At 42.7% G+C, this 23,293-nt stretch carries 22 protein-coding genes; 19 read left to right on the plus strand and 3 right to left on the minus strand.

Annotated elements, in window-relative coordinates:
* Nucleotides 1–621 precede the first annotated feature (621 nt).
* Complete coding sequence (locus tag JMV76_RS01720; protein WP_109591355.1) at nt 622–807, plus strand: hypothetical protein; 186 nt, start codon at nt 622–624, stop codon at nt 805–807.
* Nucleotides 808–917: 110 nt separating this feature from the next.
* Here JMV76_RS01720 and JMV76_RS01725 read toward each other — a convergent pair whose 3' ends face one another.
* The 3 genes from JMV76_RS01725 to JMV76_RS01735 form a co-directional block, all read right to left on the minus strand.
* Entirely contained in the window at nt 918–1,520 is a 603-nt protein-coding gene (locus JMV76_RS01725; RefSeq protein WP_201501385.1) for a flavodoxin family protein, read from the minus strand.
* An 86-nt stretch (nt 1,521–1,606) separates the two neighbouring features.
* Nucleotides 1,607–2,572: a polyphenol oxidase family protein gene (locus JMV76_RS01730; RefSeq protein WP_201501386.1), complete on the minus strand. Its 966-nt coding sequence runs from the start codon at nt 2,570–2,572 to the stop codon at nt 1,607–1,609.
* A gap of 106 nt (nt 2,573–2,678) precedes the next feature.
* Nucleotides 2,679–3,929, minus strand: a complete 1,251-nt coding sequence (locus JMV76_RS01735) for an RluA family pseudouridine synthase (protein WP_087815550.1) — start codon at nt 3,927–3,929, stop codon at nt 2,679–2,681.
* 780 nt (nt 3,930–4,709) lie between these two features.
* On the opposite strand from JMV76_RS01735, the gene JMV76_RS01740 reads away from it, so the two are divergent.
* From JMV76_RS01740 to yfaE, 18 genes are all read left to right on the plus strand, one after another.
* Entirely contained in the window at nt 4,710–5,909 is a 1,200-nt protein-coding gene (locus tag JMV76_RS01740) for an outer membrane protein assembly factor BamD (protein ID WP_201501387.1), read from the plus strand.
* A 208-nt stretch (nt 5,910–6,117) separates the two neighbouring features.
* Nucleotides 6,118–8,280: a DNA primase gene (locus JMV76_RS01745; RefSeq protein WP_201501388.1), complete on the plus strand. Its 2,163-nt coding sequence runs from the start codon at nt 6,118–6,120 to the stop codon at nt 8,278–8,280.
* 532 nt (nt 8,281–8,812) lie between these two features.
* Complete coding sequence (gene rpoD / locus JMV76_RS01750) at nt 8,813–10,729, plus strand: RNA polymerase sigma factor RpoD (RefSeq protein ID WP_201501389.1); 1,917 nt, start codon at nt 8,813–8,815, stop codon at nt 10,727–10,729.
* A 178-nt stretch (nt 10,730–10,907) separates the two neighbouring features.
* Nucleotides 10,908–11,114, plus strand: a complete 207-nt coding sequence (locus JMV76_RS01755; protein ID WP_060490914.1) for a ParD-like family protein — start codon at nt 10,908–10,910, stop codon at nt 11,112–11,114.
* Complete coding sequence (gene map / locus JMV76_RS01760) at nt 11,107–11,880, plus strand: type I methionyl aminopeptidase (RefSeq protein WP_201501390.1); 774 nt, start codon at nt 11,107–11,109, stop codon at nt 11,878–11,880. Before JMV76_RS01755 ends, map begins: the two co-directional genes overlap by 8 nt.
* Nucleotides 11,881–12,066: 186 nt before the next feature.
* Entirely contained in the window at nt 12,067–12,993 is a 927-nt protein-coding gene (locus JMV76_RS01765) for a bestrophin family protein (RefSeq protein ID WP_201501391.1), read from the plus strand.
* Nucleotides 12,994–13,625: 632 nt separating this feature from the next.
* Nucleotides 13,626–14,171, plus strand: a complete 546-nt coding sequence (locus tag JMV76_RS01770) for a TenA family protein (protein WP_265090258.1) — start codon at nt 13,626–13,628, stop codon at nt 14,169–14,171.
* The gene (locus JMV76_RS15030; RefSeq protein ID WP_265090266.1) at nt 14,132–14,272 is read left to right on the plus strand and encodes a hypothetical protein; all 141 of its coding nucleotides are present in this window, start codon (nt 14,132–14,134) and stop codon (nt 14,270–14,272) included. Before JMV76_RS01770 ends, JMV76_RS15030 begins: the two co-directional genes overlap by 40 nt.
* Nucleotides 14,273–14,460: 188 nt before the next feature.
* Nucleotides 14,461–15,159: a class I SAM-dependent DNA methyltransferase gene (locus JMV76_RS01775; RefSeq protein WP_201501392.1), complete on the plus strand. Its 699-nt coding sequence runs from the start codon at nt 14,461–14,463 to the stop codon at nt 15,157–15,159.
* 256 nt (nt 15,160–15,415) lie between these two features.
* Complete coding sequence (locus JMV76_RS01780) at nt 15,416–15,736, plus strand: YbeD family protein (protein ID WP_045446256.1); 321 nt, start codon at nt 15,416–15,418, stop codon at nt 15,734–15,736.
* A gap of 525 nt (nt 15,737–16,261) precedes the next feature.
* On the plus strand, nt 16,262–18,538 hold the full coding sequence (nrdA, locus tag JMV76_RS01785) for a class 1a ribonucleoside-diphosphate reductase subunit alpha (RefSeq protein WP_201501393.1): 2,277 nt from the start codon (nt 16,262–16,264) through the stop codon (nt 18,536–18,538).
* A gap of 107 nt (nt 18,539–18,645) precedes the next feature.
* Nucleotides 18,646–19,944, plus strand: a complete 1,299-nt coding sequence (locus JMV76_RS01790) for an SMODS domain-containing nucleotidyltransferase (protein WP_201501394.1) — start codon at nt 18,646–18,648, stop codon at nt 19,942–19,944.
* Nucleotides 19,944–20,540 (plus strand): SLATT domain-containing protein, encoded by a 597-nt coding sequence (locus JMV76_RS01795; protein ID WP_201501395.1) that lies wholly within the window; start codon nt 19,944–19,946, stop codon nt 20,538–20,540. Before JMV76_RS01790 ends, JMV76_RS01795 begins: the two co-directional genes overlap by 1 nt.
* A 169-nt stretch (nt 20,541–20,709) precedes the next feature.
* Nucleotides 20,710–20,961 carry a type II toxin-antitoxin system Phd/YefM family antitoxin gene (locus JMV76_RS01800; protein WP_020443322.1) on the plus strand — a complete coding sequence of 84 codons (252 nt, stop codon included), beginning with the start codon at nt 20,710–20,712 and terminating at the stop codon, nt 20,959–20,961.
* Nucleotides 20,951–21,238 carry a type II toxin-antitoxin system RelE family toxin gene (locus tag JMV76_RS01805; protein ID WP_109591379.1) on the plus strand — a complete coding sequence of 96 codons (288 nt, stop codon included), beginning with the start codon at nt 20,951–20,953 and terminating at the stop codon, nt 21,236–21,238. Before JMV76_RS01800 ends, JMV76_RS01805 begins: the two co-directional genes overlap by 11 nt.
* 36 nt (nt 21,239–21,274) lie before the next feature.
* A complete protein-coding gene (locus JMV76_RS01810) occupies nt 21,275–21,658 on the plus strand; it encodes a hypothetical protein (protein ID WP_201501396.1) in 384 nt (127 codons plus the stop codon).
* A 72-nt stretch (nt 21,659–21,730) separates the two neighbouring features.
* Entirely contained in the window at nt 21,731–22,864 is a 1,134-nt protein-coding gene (gene nrdB / locus JMV76_RS01815; protein WP_201501397.1) for a class Ia ribonucleoside-diphosphate reductase subunit beta, read from the plus strand.
* 52 nt (nt 22,865–22,916) lie between these two features.
* The gene (gene yfaE / locus JMV76_RS01820) at nt 22,917–23,183 is read left to right on the plus strand and encodes a class I ribonucleotide reductase maintenance protein YfaE (RefSeq protein ID WP_045446158.1); all 267 of its coding nucleotides are present in this window, start codon (nt 22,917–22,919) and stop codon (nt 23,181–23,183) included.
* The last annotated feature ends 110 nt before the right edge of the window (nt 23,184–23,293 follow it).

The following is a 23,293-nucleotide window of genomic DNA, read 5'->3' on the forward strand; positions in this document are numbered from 1 at the left end:
TGGCACCTAGGGTGTTGTAATTATTATTAGGATGAATGATTGAGATGAAACATTTAGTATTGAGCAAGCCTTAATGAGTGACGACTTGTTATACTCAATTGATAGTCCATTAAATGAAGTAGCAAACCATCCAGTAAATGCTGAGTAAAATAGGGTGGTAAAGTAATTTCATAAGCATAGTTACTAAATGATGTCTACTCACTCTACTAATGTAAGACTATTTCGCTACTATTACTTAACGAGTAACGTATTGGTCTCAAATTTTTACAAAACGTAAAGAACCACGTTATCATTATCAGGTTTTGATAACGTAATATATTTTTTTATATTATAATAACAAGCTATTTGAATAATATCTTTAAAATCAGTAACTAAAGCTCTATTTTTGGGCGTATATCTTTTATAAAAACCTATCATTGTGAACAATTGTCATATATGCACTTCATTTTTTGTCATTATCGATTTTAGTTGTACATAATAGATACATAGACTTAAGTTAGCACTCGCTTTTTTTACCAGTCAGTTTTTTATAATGCTATGAAACAAACTATTGCACCGCACCATATTTTGTTTATGATAGGCGCTATTTCCACGTTGCCGATCGCCGCCTGAGACACCACTATGAAGTTACCGATTCTTGCTTATATACTGACATCAGCCCTGTTACTGACAGGCTGTCAATCATTTCAATTTGTCGACAGCCCTATTCCTGTGAATACCACCCCTACCAATAGCATCTTGGTCAAAAATACGCCTGCCACCACTGTGCAGGTTCAAAATAATACCAGTACAAAAAATCAAAAATAGTGCCATCACACTCATAAAATAAGCAAAAAAAAGGCAGATATCGGTTTGATATCTGCCTTTAATGTTTAATAAATTATAAATTACCTTGAATGACTCAATAGCCATTTATTTCAAGGGCGTGCCGCTGGCTGATGCTTGATAATTGTCTTAGCCAAATGATCGCCAAACCAAATAGCCGTATCAATATCTCCCCGTCCTGGCGTTTCCTCAGGGGGACCATCAAGCGACTGGGTCATCAAGCCCAAAAAGCTAGATAAACGGTTTAAATCATGAGCCTCATGACCTGTCGGCATCAGCGGTAATCCAATCCAGTTCATACCATGCTGCATCGCATACAAAGAAATCTGCTGCAATACCGCCAGCTTATCACCGCTCAGCCCACCAGAGTTGGCAAAAGCGGCTGCCCACTTGCCTTCCCATTTACGATGATACCAGCGCTTTGAGGTTTCATCCATAAAAGTCTTAAATTCAGCAGTGACACTACCCATATATACGGCACTACCGAAAACCAGCAAATCGGCCTGATCCAAATAATCCCAGTCAACCTTGTGGACATCAACGGCTTTGGCCTGTGCTGCTGGCAATTGCTGATGCGCCCCTTTAACGATCGCTTCAGCGACGCGCTTGGTATGACCGTAGTTGCTATGATAAATAACAGCAATAGATACAGTCGGTATGCTATCAGTAATGGACGATTTGGCAGATGTATTCATACAAACTCTAATAATGGCTATAAATGGTTAAATAAAAACAATATAAGTTCAACAGTTAATTGCGCGCAACAGCAAATAGCGTAATCCTACGCAGCGCCACGTACAATGACCAGCGCCATTCGACCTGTAGCAGGCTGCTGCAAATGCGTTTGACGCCGATAAGAATAATAGTGGTCATCAGTATAACTACAGCTGCTAGATAAGGTGTCATCTACTATAACGCCCGCCGCACTAAGCTGATCCGCTGCCAACTTTGGTAAGTTTAGCTTGATTTTTCTCGCGTCAACTGTGTCACAGCTTGACAGCTTATCAACCGTATCCTGTACATGTTGAGTCTCGCTATCGCCTTTAATAGTAGCCACAGAATCTATGACATATAACGAATCAAAATGTTCAATACTGGCTGTGTTCAATAACTTATTTTCTGTGCAACCTTTCAATAATTGATTGCGAACTTGAGCGCCAACTTCATAGCTGTCTTGGCTGATACAAACACCAATCCAAGCTTTGATTTGTCCCGATTGCGTAAAACAGTGCACAGTCGCTTGAATAATCCCGCAAGCCAGACCTTGCCAACCCGCGTGAATCGCTGCTATTTGACCACTAGCTGGCTGATATAAGACTATCGGTACGCAGTCAGCCGTCATTATCGCAAGCCCAAGCCCTTGTTGCCGACTGACCATCGCGTCAGCAGACATTGGCGTCATACCTAGCGCCGTGCCATCAACATCATGAATTTGCTTACCGTGAACTTGGTTAACCCAGTGTAAGCGTTTGATGGGTACCTGTTGGCAAGCTGTCGATGATAAGGGTGCAAGCTGTTCATTGATGGCAGATAATAAACGCATGCGATTGCTCAGTACTTTTGCAGCATCGTCATTGACATGCAAACCTAAATTTAGCTCACCGTAATTCGCTTGACGTTGCTGTCGTACCAGCTGTTCTGTGGGCTGGTCTTGTGAGTCAACGTCATCGCTTGAAAAGGCAGCTGTTTGAAAAACAGCCACATCATCAATCTGTGCAAGCAATGTCATAGGAAACTGATGAGTCATGGCTGATTTACCGTTTTAATGAGTCATTTTTATGTCACGGATCGCTATTTACTACTAGGCTCTGTTTTCTACAAGCGACTTTACGCTCTCCCCTACAAGGAGCGGTCTACTCGTCATCATAGCCATCACTTAGCACAGCCATTAACTGCTGCATATCTTCAGGCAGTGGTGTGGTGACTTCGATATCTTCACCAGTCGTTGGATGCACGAAACCCAGTGTGTAGGCATGCAAGGCTTGACGTGGAAAATTATTAATCGCTTGACGTTGTGCTTCTGTCAGTCCTGCCCGCAATTGACGACGACCACCATAGACACGATCACCCACTATCGGATAAGTAACATGACTTAAATGCACACGAATTTGGTGAGTGCGTCCCGTTTCAAGACCCACATCCAACAGGCAATAATTGCCATTAAGCGCGGTCACATTCAGTAAATGAGTCACAGCTTCGCGTCCTGCTGTCATTACCGTCATTTTAGTACGCTGGTTGCGGTGACGACCGATTGGGGCGTCAATACGGCGATGACGCGATAGACTCGCTGCATCCCCTGCTACCACACATTGATAATGACGATAGACCGACTTGTCCTTTAGTTGCTCCATCAGCGCAAGCTGTGCTGGCTTGGTTTTACCAATCAACAATAGCCCTGAGGTATCTTTATCAATACGGTGCACCAGACCTGCACGCGGCAGATGGTGCTGCTGCGGATAGTGATATAGTAGTGCATTGACCAAGGTGCCGGTTTGATTGCCCGCACCAGGATGCACTACCATGCCAACAGGTTTATTAATGACCAATACGTCATCATCTTCATAGACCACATCGATGTCTATATTTTCTGGTTGATCTTCACTATGCTGCTCTAATGTGGTGGTTAACTGCAGCACATCACCCGCTCTGACACGAATTTTCGGTTTTTGCACGCCACCGTTATACAGCAGGCTGCCATCACTGATCCAACCTTGTAATTGAACACGTGAAAAATCGGTAAATATTTTTGAAGCCAATTTATCAATACGTAAACCAGCTTCGTCTTCTATAACCGTATGCGTCATATTAATAATTACTGGCACCACTTGACCGGCGGCTGACGCTTCATCATCGTCGCTATCAACAATGTCGTCAGCATCTTCATCGCTGCTATCTATCATATCGTCAAGCACATCACTATCTTTTAACATAGCTTCTTCTGACACAGCGTCTTCTAAAACATGATCGCTATGGCATTGCTCATCAAGCATCGACTGATTATCGTCAGGTAATTCACTATTATTTAAAACGTCATTTGGCATCGGTGACTCTTGTGCTGATGAATCAGTCTGTCGTGATTGATTCGGTGGTAAATGGGTAGTCATAGCATTATTATTCATAGCAGATTTATATATGGCAAAGCGCCTGACATGGTTTTGAAAGGTAGCTTTTGAGAAATTTCTAATAAAGTGTTAAGCGTAACGCTATAAAAAACGAAAGGCCATTCGCTATCAATCACTTATCATAAAAGCGATCGTCGTCGAAAAAAGCGGAGGCAATACCGTGCTAGTGTATCACGCCAAGCGCCTAAGCCCTATAGAAGCTGTGTGTTATCTGTCATTTTTTGATTATACCGCGGTGAGCGTCAGCGCCGTACTTAACTCTCTAAAATATGACATTGCTGTAATTTACTGTATATTTGTCAGTGTCAGCGACATTCGATATCGCTCGTGACAGCGGCTCATGTTAAAATGCCAAACTGACATGCGCTGGTGTACAGCTCATTGCGAGCAGCAGCATATCGCATCTGTGTTGCAGTAGACTAATAACTGTACAATACTGACTCAAATTCGATGAGCACGATTGGATTAAGTACAATATAGATGGCGAAAAAATAGACGAAGCAAACGTTATTCTATAAAGTATAGCCATATTTTGCTGTATGCTATGCCACTGTATGCTTATCGAATTTTTATTAAAAGCATTTGGTTTGATATAAACCCTATGCCATCAAGCGTTTTTTAATAACGATAACTGGTATGTCCGATGATTGACATAGTAGATGACAGACCACTATTGATGCCTACGCATCGTTTTTTATCATTAACCTAATATCTAGTATGATAGCGTCGCTGCTATTATACGTCTTGTGTCGGAGAAGAAGTATGCAAGCTGTTGGCAATACGTTTATCAAACTGTCCTCAATAACCCTACTTGCGCTAAGCGTAAACTTAGTGGGCTGTCAGACTTTCAAAAATCTGACTGGCGGTAAAGACGTCGATGCGGTAGAAACTGCCGAAAAATCAGAGCAGAACTATTATAACGACGCCATTACCCAGATTGATAAAGGCCGCTATACACAAGCCATCGAAGATTTGACCAATCTGCGCACTTTTTATCCTACTGGACAATACGCTGAGCAAGCATTACTCGACATGATGTACGCACAATATGCCAGTGGTAAATATGAAATGGCAGCTGCCAGCGCTGAGCAATTTATTAACCTATACCCTTCTAATCCGCAAGTCAGCTACGCTTACTATGTGCGCGGCGTCGCCAATATGCAGGGCTCATCAGAAGGTCTGAAACTGTTTAAGCTCAATCAAGCTGAGCGTGATACCGCCTATTTACGTATTGCCTTCGCTAACTTTCAAGAGCTTATTAACAAGTACCCTAATAGCCCTTACGCGCCAGATGCCGCTCAGCGCATGACTTTCATTTACAATCAGTTTGCTGAAAGTGAGATGAGTGCAGCCAACTGGTATATCGAGCGCGAAGCTTATGTCGCTGCTGTTAACCGTGCCAAATGGGTGTTTCAATACTATCCACTTAGTGAATCCATCCCTGACGCAATCGCGGTCTTAGCTTATAGCTATGACAAATTGGGTATGTCTGATTTGGCAGCAGAATACAAAACTCTATTGCAGATTAATTATCCCAACATGTTAAGTGCTAATGGACGCGTTAAACTCGACACCAAACGTGAGCGTTCTTTCATCAACAAATTGACTTTTGGGCAGTTAAGTCGTTTTAACAAAGATACTTCATCAGTTACGACAGGCGACTATAACGGCGCGACCAAAACTCAGGTTATTCGTAACGCCAGTCAATTGAGACTGCCAAGCGATAATGCAGCAGCCAGTGCAGCGCAAGGTACTTCACCTGTGCGCGCCAATAGTGGTATCAATGTCGGCTTGGGTCTGCCTGAAGCTTCCGCTGAGCGCATTACTAGCCAATCGAGCACTGGCTCTACGGCAAGAGAAGCCAATGTCGATCCGCAAAATACCAATCCTGTACGCCGTACGACATTGCCTGTTCAAGGGATTGATATCCTGCCAGCAGATGTCGATATGAATGATGAATAAATGCGCTAGATTTGAGGCAACCTCTATTCTTTAATTAAGAGAACGTTTCTTCTTTTTAGCACATCAACGCACATCATGAAAAAAATAAGGTCAACAACAGAGTTGGCCTCATTTTTTCTGTTTCTGTTTCATTATCTATGCCCAATATTGTTTGTGCCCAATATTGCCTATGCTTAAGATAATACACCTATGGTAAACTGTTTTTTGCATGAGTATTCCAAATCACATTCTCGAACAATTAAATAGCCAAGCTGACTTAATCAGTATCATTGGGCGTCATACGACGCTTAAACGTGCTGGTAGTGAGTTTAAAGGCTGCTGTCCATTTCATGGTGAAAAGTCGCCCTCTTTTTATGTCAATCCACAAAAAAACATCTATCACTGCTTTGGCTGTAGCGTCGGCGGTAATGCCATCAGTTTTTTACGCGATTATGAAAACTTAACTTTTATTGAAGCGGTTAATGAGCTATCAAAGCAAACGGGCATCGAAGTTCCAAAAGAAGAGCAACAAAACGTCAGCTACCAGCGCCGTGCACCAAAACCGATTGCACCACCGTCAATACCTAGTCCGACTATCAACGCTAAAAGTCCTGCTCAAACAATTAATGCGCCTTCTATTAACGCTACTTCAGCTATTCAGCAACAAAACCAGTACGGCAATACCGATCAACCCGTTTATCACGACAGTAGCAACGGCTACGATGAGTATCCACCGCTAGATGCTTACGACTCAGCACCTTATCCAGAAGATTCTTATGGCGCAGACTACCAAGATGATAATAGCTATCCGCCAGCATGGTTGATAGGTGGCGATACTGACGCTGCGGCATTGTACGATGATCATAGCGCTTCCGATAAAGACGGTAACCTGTATGAGCTGTTAGAGCAAATCCAGCAGTTTTATCAGCACAATCTCACCACTCATCCGCATGCCAAGCATTATTTTTTATCGCGTGGTATCACAGAAGACATCTTTGAGACCTTTGGCTTAGGCTATGCGCCCTTTGGGTGGCAGCATCTTGAGCATCAGTTTCCACAAGATATTGAAGGACTAAAGGCGCTTGGTTTGGTGCGCCAATCAGAGTCAGGGCGCGATTATGATCTACTCCGTGATCGGGTCATTTTCCCGATTCGAGACAATCAAGGACGCACCATTGGCTTCGGTGGACGGGCGCTCGATGATGAAGTAAAACCTAAATATATCAACTCCTCTGACTCGCCCGTTTTTCATAAACAGCATGTGCTGTATGGCTATTACGAATCACGCCAACAACGTGCCGACAGCTGGCTGGTGGTCGAAGGCTATATGGATGTGATCGCCCTTTACCAAGCGGGTATCTATGGCGCTATTGCTTCCATGGGTACGGCGATCAATGAAAGTCAAATATCACGATTACTGACGCTGAACCCAACCCTAACGTTGAGCTTTGATGGCGATAGCGCTGGGCAAAAAGCCGCTTGGCGCACCCTTGAAGTTGCGCTACCCGTGCTTGCCGATGACAAAGAGTTGCGGTTTTTGACCCTACCCAACAATCATGATCCTGATACGTTTATTAAAAGTCAGGGTGGCGATGCCATGCGTGAGCAAATCGCGAATGCCATGCCATTGTCACAGTATATTTTTGCCTATTTAAGCGAGCGTTACGATTTAACCTTAGCAGAAGGCAAAGCCAAGCTCATGTCGCAAGTACGTGCCTTGACCACTGCATTACCTAAAGGCAGTAGCTTTCGCTATTTGCTGAACAATGACGTCTATCAGAAGCTGGGTGGTAAACGTAGCCAAAATATCGAAGCCAAAGATGCGCTGCTAGATTTTGATGGTGACATGACCATCAGTCAGCAATTGCAACTTTGTTTTTTGTTTCAGCCACGTGCCTTAATTGAAGACCCTATCGAAGCCATTTGGCAGCAGGCAGGTATTAATGATTTACAGCTGCCAGCACACATCAAACAAAAAGCCGCGCCTGACATCTTGCGTCCGCTTGCTTGGGAAGATTTGCAAGATATCGCCTTGCTGGATATCGTTAGCACCATCAAACGCTGCCTGAATCATTTACCCAAAGATGCCAACGCCGCCGCACACTTTATATTGTCTAATGTCAAACCAATCACCCAAGAGACACTTAGCCGTAGCTGGGGCGGATTTTATAAGACATTGATTGGCAGAAATATTTTGAGCTTGGATGAGTTGATCGAAAACTTGGTGATGCAGTTGCTCAAGTTACATCTGCAAAAAAAGATGCAAGAGCTCATCAAAAATCCTGATCATATCAAGCTGGCGATTGTCCGTAAGCAGTCGCAATTATTAAATGATTGGTTACGCGCGCAGCAAGCTGAGCAGTCAGCGCAGATGGTTACCGTCAAATCTTAACGTTTGCCATTATTTTTGCTAAAAAATCTCCAACCCTTTAAAAGTATAGCGGCTGCCCCCACTACTAATGATTATGCCCAATAGCATGTATTGCCATTAGATCATTCAACTGACAGCAAATAATCAGTAAAAAACGGTCGGTAGATATCACTACCTCGTGCTTGATTACGCTGGTGTGTGTTAAACTGTGTCGCTAACTATTTATAGCCCGATTTAATAGATGGCGATAAATCCGCCTCATTAAGCACAAATTTTAGATATTATTTTGAAGTATCCGTTTTTAGGTACCGTTATTTTTATATATTATTTTTTAGATAATGTTATCTTGAAGAGTTTTTAGCGTTACTAATTTCTAGCAGTTTTTTAGCATTGTAATTGTAGTATTTTGAGCCTTTATTCATATCAACTCATTTTTGATATTATTGACAACCTCTACGCCATATTTTGATGAATCGATTGATTATATCAACGCACTGAGCGAGCGATAGCGCGTCACAATATAAAAATGTCCGATGCAAGTAAGCGAGTATTTATGAACGATAAGTCAGTTTCTAAGTCCACATCTCAACTGGCCACCTTAATCCAAATGGGTAAAGAGCAAGGGTATCTCACCTATGCTGAGGTGAATGACCAACTGCCCGACTCTATTACCGAAAGCGATCAGATCGAAGATATTGTGCAAATGCTGACCGACGTTGGTATCAAAATCTTTGAATCTGCGCCTGATGCCGATGACATCTTGATGAACGACGATTCAAGCGATGATGACATGGCAGCGGATGAGGCAGCGGCAGTATTGGCCTCTGTTGAGACTGAGCCGGGTCGCACCACTGACCCTGTGCGTATGTATATGCGTGAAATGGGTACGGTAGATCTCTTGACCCGTGAAGGTGAGATCGCCATTGCCAAGCGTATCGAAGAAGGTATTCGTGACGTACAGCATGCGATGTCTTACTGGCCGGGCACCGTACAGTTCGTCCTTGATGAGTATCAAAAAGTACAAGATGGCGAGAAAAAGCTTTCTGACGTCATTACTGGCTTTTTAGATCCTGAGACCGAAGCAGACAAAATCGCTGCCCAAGAAGCGAAAGAGGCAGCAAAAGAAGAACGTGAACGCATAAAAGAAGAAAAAGAAAATCCACCTGTGATCAAAGCAAAAGCCAAAGCAGCGGCGCTTGATGATGAGGACGAGGATGAAGACGACGTTGAAGAGGAAGCTGAAGAAGAAACCAGCGGTATCGATCCTGAAGAAGTACGTCTGCGTCTAGAAGAAATCGAACACTTATTTATCAAAGCCAAGCAAGCCTTGCTAGATTATGGCCGTGGTAGCACAGAAGCAGATACTGCTTATGCCCTACTTGCCGAACGCTTTATGATGCTAAAATTGAACAATCGCTTGTCAGACCAAGTGATGGCTATCATGCATGATGTATATGATGACGTGCGTAAGCAAGAGCGTCAAATCATGCGTTTGGTCATTCGCCGTGGTCGTATGCCGCGCGAAGAATTCCGTAAGACTTTCCCTAGCAACGAGACCAATGTTGATTGGTTGATTGAACGTATTAAAGGTAAGCCTGCGTTTGCTGGTACGCTAGAAAAAGTCACTGATGATGTTATTTTATTGCAACGTCGCATTCGTGACTACGAGCAACAGCTCGACATGAAAATCCACGATATGAAAGATGTCGCGCGCCGTATGGCAGTCGGTGAAGCAAAAGCTCGCCGCGCCAAAAAAGAAATGGTCGAAGCTAACCTGCGTCTGGTTATTTCTATCGCGAAAAAATATACCAACCGTGGTCTACAGTTCTTGGATCTAATCCAAGAAGGTAACATCGGTCTGATGAAAGCCGTCGATAAATTTGAATATCGCCGTGGTTATAAGTTCTCGACCTATGCGACATGGTGGATTCGTCAGGCAATTACCCGCTCTATCGCTGACCAAGCGCGTACCATCCGTACTCCTGTACACATGATCGAGACCATTAACAAAATAAACCGTGTTTCTCGTCAGTTGCTGCAAGAAATGGGACGCGAGCCAACGCCTGAGGAATTGGGCGAACGCTTAGAGATGGACGAAGTTAAAGTCCGTAAAGTACTGAAAATCGCCAAAGAACCTATCTCGATGGAAACCCCTATCGGTGATGATGAAGATTCACACCTAGGTGATTTCATCGAAGATGGTACGATCTCAAGCCCTGTTGATGATGCGACCGCAGCTGGTCTGCGTGAAGCGACTCGTGATGTATTGGGCAATCTGACTGAGCGTGAAGCACGCGTGCTAAAAATGCGCTTTGGTATCGACATGCCAACCGACCATACCTTGGAAGAAGTGGGTAAGCAGTTTGACGTAACACGTGAACGTATTCGCCAGATTGAGGCAAAAGCACTGCGTAAACTGCGTCATCCGTCACGTTCTGAGCATCTGCGTTCGTTCTTAGAGAATGATTAATCATAAAGCAAACTAAGCACCAATAAAAAAGCCGAGTTTATCTCGGCTTTTTTGTGTCATCGATTTGATGGCTCGAGTGCTATAACTACATATATTCATCAAGGAATACAAGAACAAACTTGCAATGGCACTATATAAAATATATGATTCGTATACATTTCATATGCTAGGTAAAACAATGGGTATTGTTAAAATTGATGACACACTACACGAAGAGCTTCGTAAAGCCAGTGCGGTAATGGTACGTTCGATTAACGCGCAGGCAGAGTATTGGATAAAGATAGGTATGTTGGCCGAGGCCAATCCTCACGCATCTTATACCGATATCATCAGCGAGCAGTTAAAACGAGCAGATGTTAATATAGGAAATCTTATCGATGGCTAAAATCGCGCTGAAAACACCTGAAGAATTGGCCATCATGCGTGAGTCTGGACGCTTATTGGCATCGGTTTTTGCTTACCTAGATACGCACATGGTTGCTGGCATCTCCACAATGACTGTCAATGATTTAGTCGAGCGCTATATTGTGGATGTTTTGCAGTCACGACCTGCCAGCAAAGGTCAATACGGCTACCAATACGTTCTCAATACTTCTGTCAATCAAGTAGTTTGTCATGGTGTACCCTCAAGCAATCAAGACCTAAAATCAGGCGACATCATCAATGTGGACATTACTTTAGAAAAAGGCGGCTTTATTGCCGACTCTAGCAAAATGTATATGATTGGCGATGTGATGCCCTTAACAAAACGCCTCGTCGATAACACTTATGAGGCCATGTGGGCAGGTATCCGTATGGTCAAACCGGGCGCAACGCTCGGTGATGTCGGGCATGCCATTCAAAGCCAAGCCGAACAGCACGGTTACTCTGTGGTTAGAGAATACTGCGGGCATGGTATCGGTCGCGAAATGCACGAACAGCCTGAAGTTTTACATTATGGTCGCGCAGGTGCAGGCTTGGTTCTAGAACAAGGCATGACCTTTACTATTGAGCCAATGATTAATCAAGGCAAAGCCAAAGTAAAAATGAAAAAAGACGGCTGGACGGTGGTGACTGCAGACAAAAAGCTTTCTGCCCAATGGGAGCATACCATCGCGGTGACTGCCGATGGTTATGAAGTGCTGACGCTGCGTGAAGAAGAGACCCTTTAAAGCGTGCTTACAGTTTCCCTTGCTGCTGCGCAATACAAAAGTGATTTAAGTATTCAAGTATTTAAGTATCATCTTATTATTGCCATATTGGTAACTACTGATATCATAGGTCGCGATGATTTGAGTATACGCTGATTGATACCCCTGCCATCGCTTTTTTATACATGCCATCGATAGGAAACTGACATGATTGTCCGGCAAACCCCAAACGCTCTCAAGATACTTTTTACCCTGCACGGCTCTGTCATTCCAAAAATTTATCCGCAAATTTTGCTGATCGCGCTTCTCAGCACACTTATAACAATTATTCAGCACTGGCTTCCTGACTCTTTTCCTTATTATGGTATGGCTCCTTTTACCTTGCTAGGAATCGCGCTGTCGCTATTTCTTGGTTTTCGTAACAATGCCAGTTATCAACGCTGGTGGGAAGCCCGAGGGCTTTGGGGTCAGCTGGTATATGATGCGCGTAGCTTAACCCGTCAAGTGCTTTCTTTTATAGATACTGATACCGAGAATGGGCACGAGACTGGGCGAGCGATGGTTTACCTGACCATTGCTTTTGCGCATGCTGTGCGCCATCGCCTGCGCGGCTCGTCACCTTGGCATGATGTCGAGCCTTTTGTCGCATCGAAACACCATGATAGTATGCGCCAAGCGCGCAACCTACCTGATTACATCATGCGCCTCATGGGTAAGCAGCTTGGCGACATTCGGCGTCAAGGACTGGTGTCAGAGCAAGTCATACAGAACATGGACGAGCGCCTGACGTCTATGACCATTGTATTGGCGGCCTGCGAACGCATTCATAATACACCGCTGCCGTTTGCTTATATGCTGCTGGTCCATCGCACGACCTATCTGTATTGCATCATGTTGCCTTTTGGCTTGGTGGCCTCGCTCGGTTGGGTGACTCCACTGATTTGTGCCGTGATCGCTTATACCTTTTTTGGTTTGGATGCCCTCAGTGAAGAGCTAGAAGAGCCTTTCGGCTTAGCCGCCAACAAACTACCCCTGACTGCATTATCGCGTACTATCGAGATTAATCTGCGAGAAGCACTAGAAGAGGCAGATATTCCGCCTGAGATCACTCCTATCAATGGCTATTTGCCATAGCCTCTTAGCTGAACGCCTATAAAGCTTAAAGTAATCAATGTTAAATGAGATAATACCCCATGAAAGCATTGCCTTAATTTATCAGATATTTTTTATATATCCTACCGTCGGGTAGCTAAATACTATAGGCAATAATAGAGCTTTTATGAATAAAAAATACATTTGAAAATAGTGATTTCTCTCGCCATTATCGTGGTACTTGACCAGCTTAATAAAAGGTAAAATCTCGCTTATTTACGCTTGCAAGACAACCTTTATTCATGGTTTTTTGCGCATCACTTGCTAATGATGGCTGAGTTCACCTATCATAGGGCTGATCTGCTTAAATAACAGCAGTTCGAACTCATTTAAACTTTATATTTATTTCTGAAAAATAAACCTTGTCGGGGTGCTTTGATTTTTGATGCTTTAACTACAATTCAAAATCATGGCTGAGAGTTACCCGCGAACCTGATGCAGTTAGCACTGACGTAGGAAACAAGCGTGACATTTTATAGCACACCTCTTAAGCATCTATTGCTAAGCAAGCCTTGCTGGTTTATTCACATAATCTGGTAAGGTTTTTTTGTGCCTGCTTGCTTATCACCTCCTACTCTTTGCTTACTCGCATTTTATAACAGTAAGTGAATACTATGAACTACCAAACATTACGCCACCATTGCCCAACATGGGATGACTACATTCAGCATGATTTTGTCAAACAGCTAACGGCAGGTACGCTCGCCCCTGACAGCTTTCGTCACTACCTTGTGCAAGACTATTTATATCTTATTCACTATACCCGTGTGATGGCGTTGAGCGTGTATAAGAGTGATACGCTGGCACAAATGCGTGTCGGTCAAGCAGGCATCAACGCCATGCTCGATATGGAAATTGGCATGTATCTCGATTTATGTCATGAGTGGGACATCCCACTTAAAGAAGTAGAAAGCACCCCTGAATCTGCCGTAACCATTGCCTATAGCCGCTACCTATTGGGCGCTGCGATATCAGGCTCACTGGCTGAGCTTTATGCGGCGATTGCCCCTTGTTTGATGGGCTATGGCGAAATTGGCAAACGTATTAAGAACAAGGTTTTGTCGCGGACAATCCTTACCAGCCATGGATTGATGTCTTTGCCAGTGAAGAATTTCAAGCGATTACCGCGCAGAATGAAGCGCAGATCAACACGCTACTAGCACAGGCTAACCCCGCTCAGGCAGACAAGTTCCAACAGTTATTTAATACTGCTTCACGTATGGAAGTGAATTTTTGGCAACAAGCGCTTGATCTGTCCTAGCCCCTATACAAGGTGCTAGCTTTATGGCAAATTTAACGTCACGTACTATTCAATATAGTTGATTCAATTTAAAAGGGTGATAAGGCAACCGAGTGCAGATGTATGAGTAATACTTTAAGCGAGGTTAACGCTGTCACTCTTTTATAGTGGATTAACGATACAACAAAAAATACTCAAGGAGAAACACCATGGCAGCATTCGATGAACACGCAAGCGCGTATGACAGCTGGTTTTTTGACAACCAAAACTTACTGACCAGCGAGCTAAAATTGGTCGCTCATTTCTTAGATAAGCACAGTGAGATATTGTCTATCGGCTGCGGTAGTGGACTGTTTGAGTCACTATTGGCAAAAGATTATGATATCCATATCAAATATGGTATCGAGCCTTCTAAAGACATGGCTGAAATCGCTAAAAAGCGCGGCTTACAAGTAGATATTAGTCCTGCCGAGACTTGCGATATTGAGCCAAATAAGTTTGATATCATCATGTTTAACGGCAGTGTCAGTTATATTAGCGATTTGGATATCTGTATTAAAAAGGCATTTGATGCCTTAAAAACGGGCGGCAAATTGATTGTTATCGATGTGCCAAAAGAAAGCAGTTTTGCAAGATTATATAATTTAGCTAGCTCACTAAATGCTTGGGAGCATCCGCTACTTGCGCATATCTCTCCTGCTGATCCCTATCCTATTGAGCTGGTTAAATCAGCAAATTGGCGCACCTCTGATGAAAAAATCGCGCTGATGCAAGCCAATGGTTTTGTCGATTTTGAATATGCACAAACCTTACTGACCCATCCTATGTATGCCAATGATAAGGCGCAAGAAGTCATCGAAGGCTATGACCGTGGGGATTACGTCGCTGTTTGTGCTTATAAAAAATGAGCTGATATGTGTATTAGCATTTGATTATCATGGCTGACTGAGCAAAATCTATGACAGATCATAGTGATCCATAGCATACTGTCATTGCCATTTTAGCACTTGAATTATAAGTTTAGTGCCACTATAAATGGTGAATAAAGCTCTTATGCTAATAGCTAACATTTAATAAAGCGAGGCACACATCATGACTGACGATCCAAAAGACAGCACCAATCAAAACAACAACCAAGCACCAGTAAATGAAAAATCAGTAAAAATGACCAACCTAACGCCCAATCAAGGTGTGATCACAGGCAAAAGAACGGATATTCAAAATCCTGAGCTTTGGGACTTTCCAATGAACTATCCACTTAGCATCATTGGGCATGAAGGCGAGCGTGAGAACTTACTCAACGAAGTGAAGCTTATCTTGGGCAGTCAGTTCCCTGATTTTGATTTGGCCTCGATAGAAGTGAAACCGTCTAAAACGGGTCGCTTCCATTCAGCACGAGTCAATCTATATCTTACAGCAGCCGATCAGGTCAATGTACTGTATGCCTCACTCGACGCTGCCAAAACAGTCCGTTTGGTCGTATAAACAGATAATTGTCGTTTAAAAAAAGCCAGCTGCTTTTCCGTCGAAATCGTCACTCATACGGGTGGCGATTTTTTGTGGTTTGCTGTACAATCTGCGCCCTCATTATTATTGTTCCATGTCCCCTTATTGGTGCGTCATTTACTCGCGAATGAAAAGCAAATGATCGTACGATTTTTACAAAAAACTTATTATTTGAGTCAATCGCGTCTAACCCTTACCCCATCGTCCTTTGCTAAAATTCGGACACAGCACAACCTCACAGCAACATAGTTTGATGCTAAAATCAATATAGTATTTTCAAAATTTTCCCGCTATATTGCGCCTACCTACTAACAAACACGCTATATGTAGTACTCAGTGAATTTAATTGTCACTATGAGTAGCGGTAGATTTTTGCCTAAAAAAACACCTATCGCGGCGCAAGCATCGTAGCATTATAAAGAATGCCTGCCGTTTACTGACTGTGCAGCATCACTATAAGCAACATTATAAATAATTACCAAGTTATCAACTTAAGAGGGCAACATGACACACATCGACAAAATCAAAGTGACCAAACGTGACGGACGATTAGAGCTTATTGATTTGGATAAAATTCATAAGGTAATCGAGTGGGCAGCTCACAATTTGGATAATGTGTCTGTGTCGCAAGTTGAGCTAAAGTCACACATTCAGTTTTATGAAGGTATCAAGACTCGCGATATTCACGAGACCATCATCAAGTCAGCAGCAGATCTGATCTCTGAAGATACGCCTGATTATCAGTATTTGGCTGCGCGTTTGGCGATTTTCCATCTGCGTAAAATTGCTTACAATAAATTTACCCCGCCGCACCTTTATGATCATGTCAAAAAACTGACCGACGCTGGTAAATACGATCAGCATATCCTAGCTGACTACAGCCGTGCCGAGTTTGATGAATTAGAAGCATATCTTGATCACTGGCGCGACATGAACCTTGCTTATGCCGCCGTTGAGCAAATGGCAGGTAAATACCTCGTCCAAGACCGTGTCAATAAGACCGTCTTTGAAAGCCCGCAGTTCTTGTACATGCTGGTTGGTATGTGTTTGTTTAGCCGTTATGACAAGTCAGACCGTTTGGATTACGTAAAGCGTTTTTACGATGCGACCTCGCAATTCAAAATCTCACTACCAACACCTATCATGGCAGGCGTACGTACCCCATCGCGTCAGTTTAGCTCATGCGTATTGATTGAATGCGGAGATAGCCTAGACTCGACCAACGCGACCACCAGCGCCATTGTACGCTATGTGTCACAACGCGCTGGTATCGGCATCAACGCGGGTCGCATCCGTGCCCTTGGTAGCCCTATCCGTGGCGGTGAAGCACAGCATACGGGTTGTATCCCATTCTATAAGTTGTTCCAAACTGCGGTGAAATGCTGCTCGCAAGGCGGCGTCCGTGGTGGTGCGGCGACGTTATTTTACCCATTATGGCATTTAGAAGTCGAGTCATTACTGGTACTCAAAAACAACCGCGGCGTGGAAGACAACCGTGTCCGTCATATGGATTATGGCGTACAGTTAAATAAAACGATGTACACTCGCTTGATCAAAGGTCAAGACATCTCGCTATTTTCTCCAGGTGATACGCCCGGCTTGTATGATGCCTTCTTTGAAGATCAAGACAAATTCGAAGAGTTATACACCAAGTACGAAAATGACCCAAGCATTCGTAGTCGTCAAATCCCAGCCGCAGACTTGTTCAGCCTAATGATGCAAGAGCGCGCCAGTACGGGTCGTATCTATATCCAAAATGTCGATCATTGCAATACCCATAGCCCATTTGACGCGACGGTTGCGCCGATTCGTCAGTCAAACCTATGTATGGAAATCGCCCTCCCGACCAAACCACTTGATAACATCAATGACGAAGCAGGCGAAATCGCGCTTTGTACGTTATCAGCGGTCAACTTGGGTAAAGTCGACAACGTCAGCGATATCGAAGAGCCAGCCGAGCTCATCGTCCGTGCGCTTGATGCCCTGCTCGACTATCAAGACTATCCAGTCAAAGCCGCTCAAAACGGCAGTATGCGTCGTCGTACACTCGGTGTGGGCGTGATTAACTATGCGTATTACCTTGCCAAAAATGGCGTGCGCTATTCAGACGACTCAGCATTGGGTCTCACCCATCAAACATTTGAAGCGTTGCAATTTTATCTCTTGAAAGCGTCAAACAAATTGGCAAAAGAGCAAGGCGCGTGCCCTGCGTTCAATGAGACGACGTACTCACAAGGTATCCTGCCGATTGATACGTACAAAAAAGACTTGGATAAAATCTGCCAAGAGCCGCTACATCTCGATTGGGAAACGCTACGTACTGAAATCACCACTCACGGTCTGCGCAACTCCACTCTAACTGCCTTGATGCCGTCTGAGACCTCTAGTCAGATCGCCAACGCGACCAACGGTATCGAGCCACCACGCGGTCTGGTCTCTATCAAAGCATCAAAAGATGGCATCTTAAAGCAAGTCGTGCCTGAGATTGACAAGCTAAAAGGTCAGTACGAGCTACTGTGGCAAATGCCAAACAATGACGGTTACCTAAGGCTGGTCGCTGTCATGCAGAAATTCGTCGATCAAAGCATCTCTGCCAATACCAACTACGATCCGGTTCGTTATGAAGGTGGCCGTGTACCGATGAAGATATTGCTTAAGGATTTATTAAACGCGTATAAACTAGGTGTGAAGACGCTTTATTATCACAACACCCGTGATGGTGCGAACGATGCGCAAGCGGATATGGAAGATGATTGTGCTGGCGGAGCTTGTAAGATCTAAGATTGATGGATGGCGGGTTTGGCTTTTGGGTTAAGCCCGTTTCTTAATATTACAATTTTCGAAATTTATAAGCTCAAATAACGAAACTATGTAAAAAGGAATTCACATTGTCAATCGCCGATGATTTTAAAAATTTTTTGTCTAGTATCAAAATTAGTGATGATAAATCAAGTCGAGTTAGCAATCGATATCAAGAAATAACTAAAGCTCTTAATATAAAATTTCGTGATACCGAAAGTAGAGTCAACAACTGCTTACAAGTCGGCTCTTACGGAAGATGGACAGCTATTAAGGGTATATCAGACTTAGATATGTTATATATTTTGCCCCCATCTAAATGGGATGAATATAACGTAGCAGAAGGACAATCTAAACTTCTAAAAGATACGAAAGATGCGATCTTAGATAGATACCCTAGAACTACTGTATTTGTAGATAGATTAGTTGTCTGTGTACAGTACACTGATTTTCATGTAGAAGTGCAGCCTGTATTTAAACAAGAAGACGGTTCGTACAAATATCCAGATACTTATAAAGGTGGAAAATGGAAAACTACCAAACCACAAGCAGAGTTAGATGAAATAAGAAGAATGAACGATTTAAAAAATCGTAACTTAAGACGCCTTTGTAAAATGGCTAGAGCATGGAAAAACAAACAAGGCATAGCCATTGGTGGATTATTAATTGATACTTTAGCGTATAATTTTTTGAAATCGACAGATTACTTTGATGATAAGAGCTATATTTATTATGACTTTATGTGTCGTGATTTCTTTAAATTTTTATCTGAAGAACCAACCAATAAAGACCACTATCAAGCTTTAGGTAGTAATCAGGACGTTAAAGTTAAAGACCAGTTCCATGATCAAGCCAAAGATGCTTATAACAAGTGTGTTAAGGCAATATCTAATGAAGGTACTGAAAAAGCAAATAATTACTGGCGTAAAATTTTTGGTAGTAACTTCCCATTAATTGAAAAAGTTAATCTCACTCTTGAAAGCCTAAGGTATAAACATACAGAAGAGTTTATTGATAATAAGTTTCCTATTGATATTGGATACAAACTAAAAATTGAATGTGAGGTTTCAAAGCAAGGTTCTTATGAAGCTGTTAGAAAATATTTCAGAAAACCTAAAAACAAGCTAAAACACGGTAGAAATTTAGATTTCTACATAGAAAGTATTAATATTCCATCACATCTACAATACAAGGTGCATTGGAAGGTACTAAACCGAGGAATTGAAGCGCAAAAATGCGATTGCATTAGGGGGCAAATTTATATACGCGGAGAAAAAATTAGCGAGCATTCGTCTTTTAATGGAGAGCATTTAGTTGAGTGTTATATCGTAGAAAATGGAGTTGTTGTTGCAAGAGATAAAATTTTTGTACCCATTGAGGAATTATAATGAACAAAAATGATTTGCTTAAAATGATAGCCCAAAAGGGATACGATGTTGGTTTCGGAGCTAAAAAGCATTTTGCTACTTATGACATAATTGAAAAAGCACCTGGTTGGATTGGCTTCGCTTCAACAACTGTAGGCGTACTTGGTTTAGTTTTTGATAGTCTGTCTACCAAGTTAATATCAGCCGTGTTTGTTATAGTTGGTGTATCAGGTCTATATATAAGCTTCTATAATCATGAAAAACAAACCTACGATGATACTGGAACTAAAATCATCAGGCTCTGCAATGAACTGAAGGCTTTGTATTTCACTGTTAAAGGTCTTCCCGATAACTCCAACTTTCAACCTTATATAGACCAATTAAATGAAATAGAAAATAGATACTATTCGTATAGTATTAGTAAGCAGATCTTGGCAAGCAATTGGTATGCACATTATAAATTTTTTTGGGAGCATCAGATTGACTGGATGGATGAACAACTCCACTTTAAATTATTCAAAGATAAGATTCCTTTGTCATTTATGCTTTTTTTCTTACTAGTTATCTTGATAATTTTGGTATATATCCTCAACTGTTATTTACCCTTTATATGTTAAAGGAAACTACCTAAGCTGTAGGGTGCGCCCAGCGCACCGATGATATGAAAATTGTGTTTAAAGGTGCGCGAGGCGCACCCTACAAAATATATAGATTAACAATTAAGACCTAATTTTCATGCTAAAATCAGCCCTATATTTAGAGCGTAATATTAGCGGAGAATGAGTCATGCAACCAATATTTGCCACACAGACAGCCAGTATCTCAGAATTAAAAGCCAACCCGTCGGCACTGATTAAACAGTCAGACGGCGAGTCCATTGCTATTTTAAACCACAATAAACCAGTGGCTTACTTAGTCTCAACAGACGTTTTTGAGCGCATGATGGAAGCGATGGACGACATGGCATTAAGCCAAACCGTTAGTGCACGATTGAATGATGGGCAGATACCGATAAAGGTAACTTTGGATGACTTATAATCTTGAGTTTCATCCTTTGGCATTAAAAGAGTGGAAAAAGATAGCGCCGAATATTCAGCAGCAGTTTAAGAAAAAGTTACAGCAGCGATTGTCAAATCCTCATGTGCCTGCGTCAAAACTATCGGGACGTACCGATACTTATAAAATCAAATTACGCACCGTAGGCTATCGTCTGGTATATACCGTAAAAGATGATGTGGTGGTGGTTTATGTATTAGCAGTCGGCAAAAGAGAAAACAACAAAGTATATGATGCGCTTGCGACACGCCAGCCATAATTAAAACACACAAACAATAAAAACGACGGAGGTCCTGTGCAATATACCGCAATCATCAAAGACGGTGGTTTGTTTATCCCAAACGTATTTTCAGACCTAAACGATGGTGGCTCGCATATCGTACAAGTGGAAGTCAACATCGCAGATGTCCGTGAGCAATTAGGCGAAGGCACAGCAGCAAAACCAGAAGTATTAAAGAAAGTCGCTACAAAAGTATCGAAAAAACCAGTAAAGAGAGCGACTAAAAAAGACGTACAGAAAGAAATGCAGCAACTATCAGATGATGATGGCTTGAGTGCGCTGCGTAAGAGTGCGATCGATGAATTGGAAGGTTTGGACGATAGCGAGCTGAGTGAGATATTTAAAGCGTATATGAATGATGGACAGACGTCAGAACAGATATCTTTAGAGAACTTGTAATATAATTCAGTCAAACCAAATCTAGTCTAAACCCTATAACTTAATAACCATATCAATGATAAAGGCAGTCTCATGACTTATTCGATTTTTTCCCAAACGCCAAACAATGCGCTAACAGAGCCGATGTTTTTTGGTAATCCGGTCAACGTGGCGCGTTACGACCAACAAAAGCACCCTATCTTTGAGCAATTGATTGAAAAGCAGTTGTCGTTCTTTTGGCGTCCAGAAGAAGTCGATGTGTCACGTGATCGTATGGATTATGGCAATTTGTCCTCACACGAACAGCATATCTTTATCAGTAACCTAAAGTATCAAACGCTACTCGATTCTATCCAAGGTCGCAGCCCAAACGTCGTGCTACTGCCATTGGTATCGATTCCTGAGCTTGAGACGTGGATTGAGACGTGGACGTTTTCTGAGACCATTCACTCGCGCAGCTATACCCATATCATTCGTAATATTATCAATGACCCTGCTATCGTCTTTGATGACATCATGCAAAACGAGCATATCCTAGAGCGCGCTGCCGACATCGCCAAGTACTACGATGACTTGTATTATAACTCATCGCTATACAACCTATACGGTGCAGGCACGCACACGATCAATGGCAAGCAAATTACCGTCGATTTAAAATCGCTGAAAAAGCAGCTTTACTTGTGCTTGATGGCAGTTAACGTCCTAGAAGCCATTCGCTTTTATGTGTCATTCGCTTGCTCGTTTGCCTTTGCTGAGCGTAAGCTGATGGAAGGTAATGCCAAGATTATTAAATTGATTGCTCGTGATGAGGCGCTACATTTAACGGGCACTCAGCATATCTTGAATCTCATGCGCATCGGTCGTGATGATCCAGAGATGGTCGACATTGCCAAAGAGTGCTATGAAGAAAGCATCGAGATATTCCGTAAAGCGGCAGAGCAAGAAAAAGAATGGGCAGGCTATCTGTTCAAAGACGGCTCAATGATTGGTCTCAATAAAGATATTCTGTGCCAATATATCGAATATATCACTAATTTACGTATGGAAGCAGTTGGCTTACCAGTGGCATTCCCGAACTCTAAATCAAACCCAATCCCGTGGATTAATACGTGGTTGTCATCTGACAACGTACAAGTTGCCCCGCAAGAGACGGAAATCAGCTCATACTTGGTAGGTCAGATTGACTCAGATTTATCAGACAGCGATTTTGATGATTTTGAGCTTTAGAGGCAGTATGAAAGACAGCGAAAAATGCTAGGGAAACAAACAGGATAAAACTATGACTTGGGTAATGACGAGTAAGAAACAATTTTACTTGCATGACGACGAAAGCTTGCTTGATGGATTGCTACGCACCGGACATGATATCAATTATCAATGTAAGGAAGGCTATTGTGGCAGCTGTCGCATCAAGCGTATCGCCAGCTCACACGTCATTGACTATCCGTTTGCGCCCCTTGCCATGATTGATGAAGACGAGATCCTGCCCTGCTGTTGTCGTGTACAGGGTGTGATTTATATCAATCACGAGCCTACTATAGAGTAATACTAACAAAAGTAGTGCTAACAAATTCGAAACAAAAAGCGCGTTATCTTGAAGATAACGCGCTTTTTTACTGTATATAAACCGTTCAAGCTATTTTGATTAAGCTTATT

The sequence above is a fragment of the Psychrobacter cibarius genome, assembly GCF_904845955.1.
Lineage (GTDB): Bacteria > Pseudomonadota > Gammaproteobacteria > Pseudomonadales > Moraxellaceae > Psychrobacter > Psychrobacter cibarius_B.

Coding starts and splice junctions, on each gene's coding strand:
- JMV76_RS01725 (WP_201501385.1), bottom strand. CDS start 1,520: ATGAATACATCTGCCAAATCGTCCATTACTGATAGCATACCGACTGTA.
- JMV76_RS01745 (WP_201501388.1), top strand. CDS start 6,118: ATGAGTATTCCAAATCACATTCTCGAACAATTAAATAGCCAAGCTGAC.
- JMV76_RS01730 (WP_201501386.1), bottom strand. CDS start 2,572: ATGACTCATCAGTTTCCTATGACATTGCTTGCACAGATTGATGATGTG.
- JMV76_RS01765 (WP_201501391.1), top strand. CDS start 12,067: ATGATTGTCCGGCAAACCCCAAACGCTCTCAAGATACTTTTTACCCTG.
- JMV76_RS01755 (WP_060490914.1), top strand. CDS start 10,908: ATGGGTATTGTTAAAATTGATGACACACTACACGAAGAGCTTCGTAAA.
- rpoD (WP_201501389.1), top strand. CDS start 8,813: ATGAACGATAAGTCAGTTTCTAAGTCCACATCTCAACTGGCCACCTTA.
- nrdA (WP_201501393.1), top strand. CDS start 16,262: ATGACACACATCGACAAAATCAAAGTGACCAAACGTGACGGACGATTA.
- JMV76_RS01735 (WP_087815550.1), bottom strand. CDS start 3,929: ATGACTACCCATTTACCACCGAATCAATCACGACAGACTGATTCATCA.
- JMV76_RS01780 (WP_045446256.1), top strand. CDS start 15,416: ATGACCAACCTAACGCCCAATCAAGGTGTGATCACAGGCAAAAGAACG.
- map (WP_201501390.1), top strand. CDS start 11,107: ATGGCTAAAATCGCGCTGAAAACACCTGAAGAATTGGCCATCATGCGT.
- JMV76_RS01795 (WP_201501395.1), top strand. CDS start 19,944: ATGAACAAAAATGATTTGCTTAAAATGATAGCCCAAAAGGGATACGAT.
- JMV76_RS01800 (WP_020443322.1), top strand. CDS start 20,710: ATGCAACCAATATTTGCCACACAGACAGCCAGTATCTCAGAATTAAAA.
- yfaE (WP_045446158.1), top strand. CDS start 22,917: ATGACTTGGGTAATGACGAGTAAGAAACAATTTTACTTGCATGACGAC.
- JMV76_RS01770 (WP_265090258.1), top strand. CDS start 13,626: ATGAACTACCAAACATTACGCCACCATTGCCCAACATGGGATGACTAC.
- nrdB (WP_201501397.1), top strand. CDS start 21,731: ATGACTTATTCGATTTTTTCCCAAACGCCAAACAATGCGCTAACAGAG.
- JMV76_RS01805 (WP_109591379.1), top strand. CDS start 20,951: ATGACTTATAATCTTGAGTTTCATCCTTTGGCATTAAAAGAGTGGAAA.
- JMV76_RS01720 (WP_109591355.1), top strand. CDS start 622: ATGAAGTTACCGATTCTTGCTTATATACTGACATCAGCCCTGTTACTG.
- JMV76_RS01740 (WP_201501387.1), top strand. CDS start 4,710: ATGCAAGCTGTTGGCAATACGTTTATCAAACTGTCCTCAATAACCCTA.
- JMV76_RS01775 (WP_201501392.1), top strand. CDS start 14,461: ATGGCAGCATTCGATGAACACGCAAGCGCGTATGACAGCTGGTTTTTT.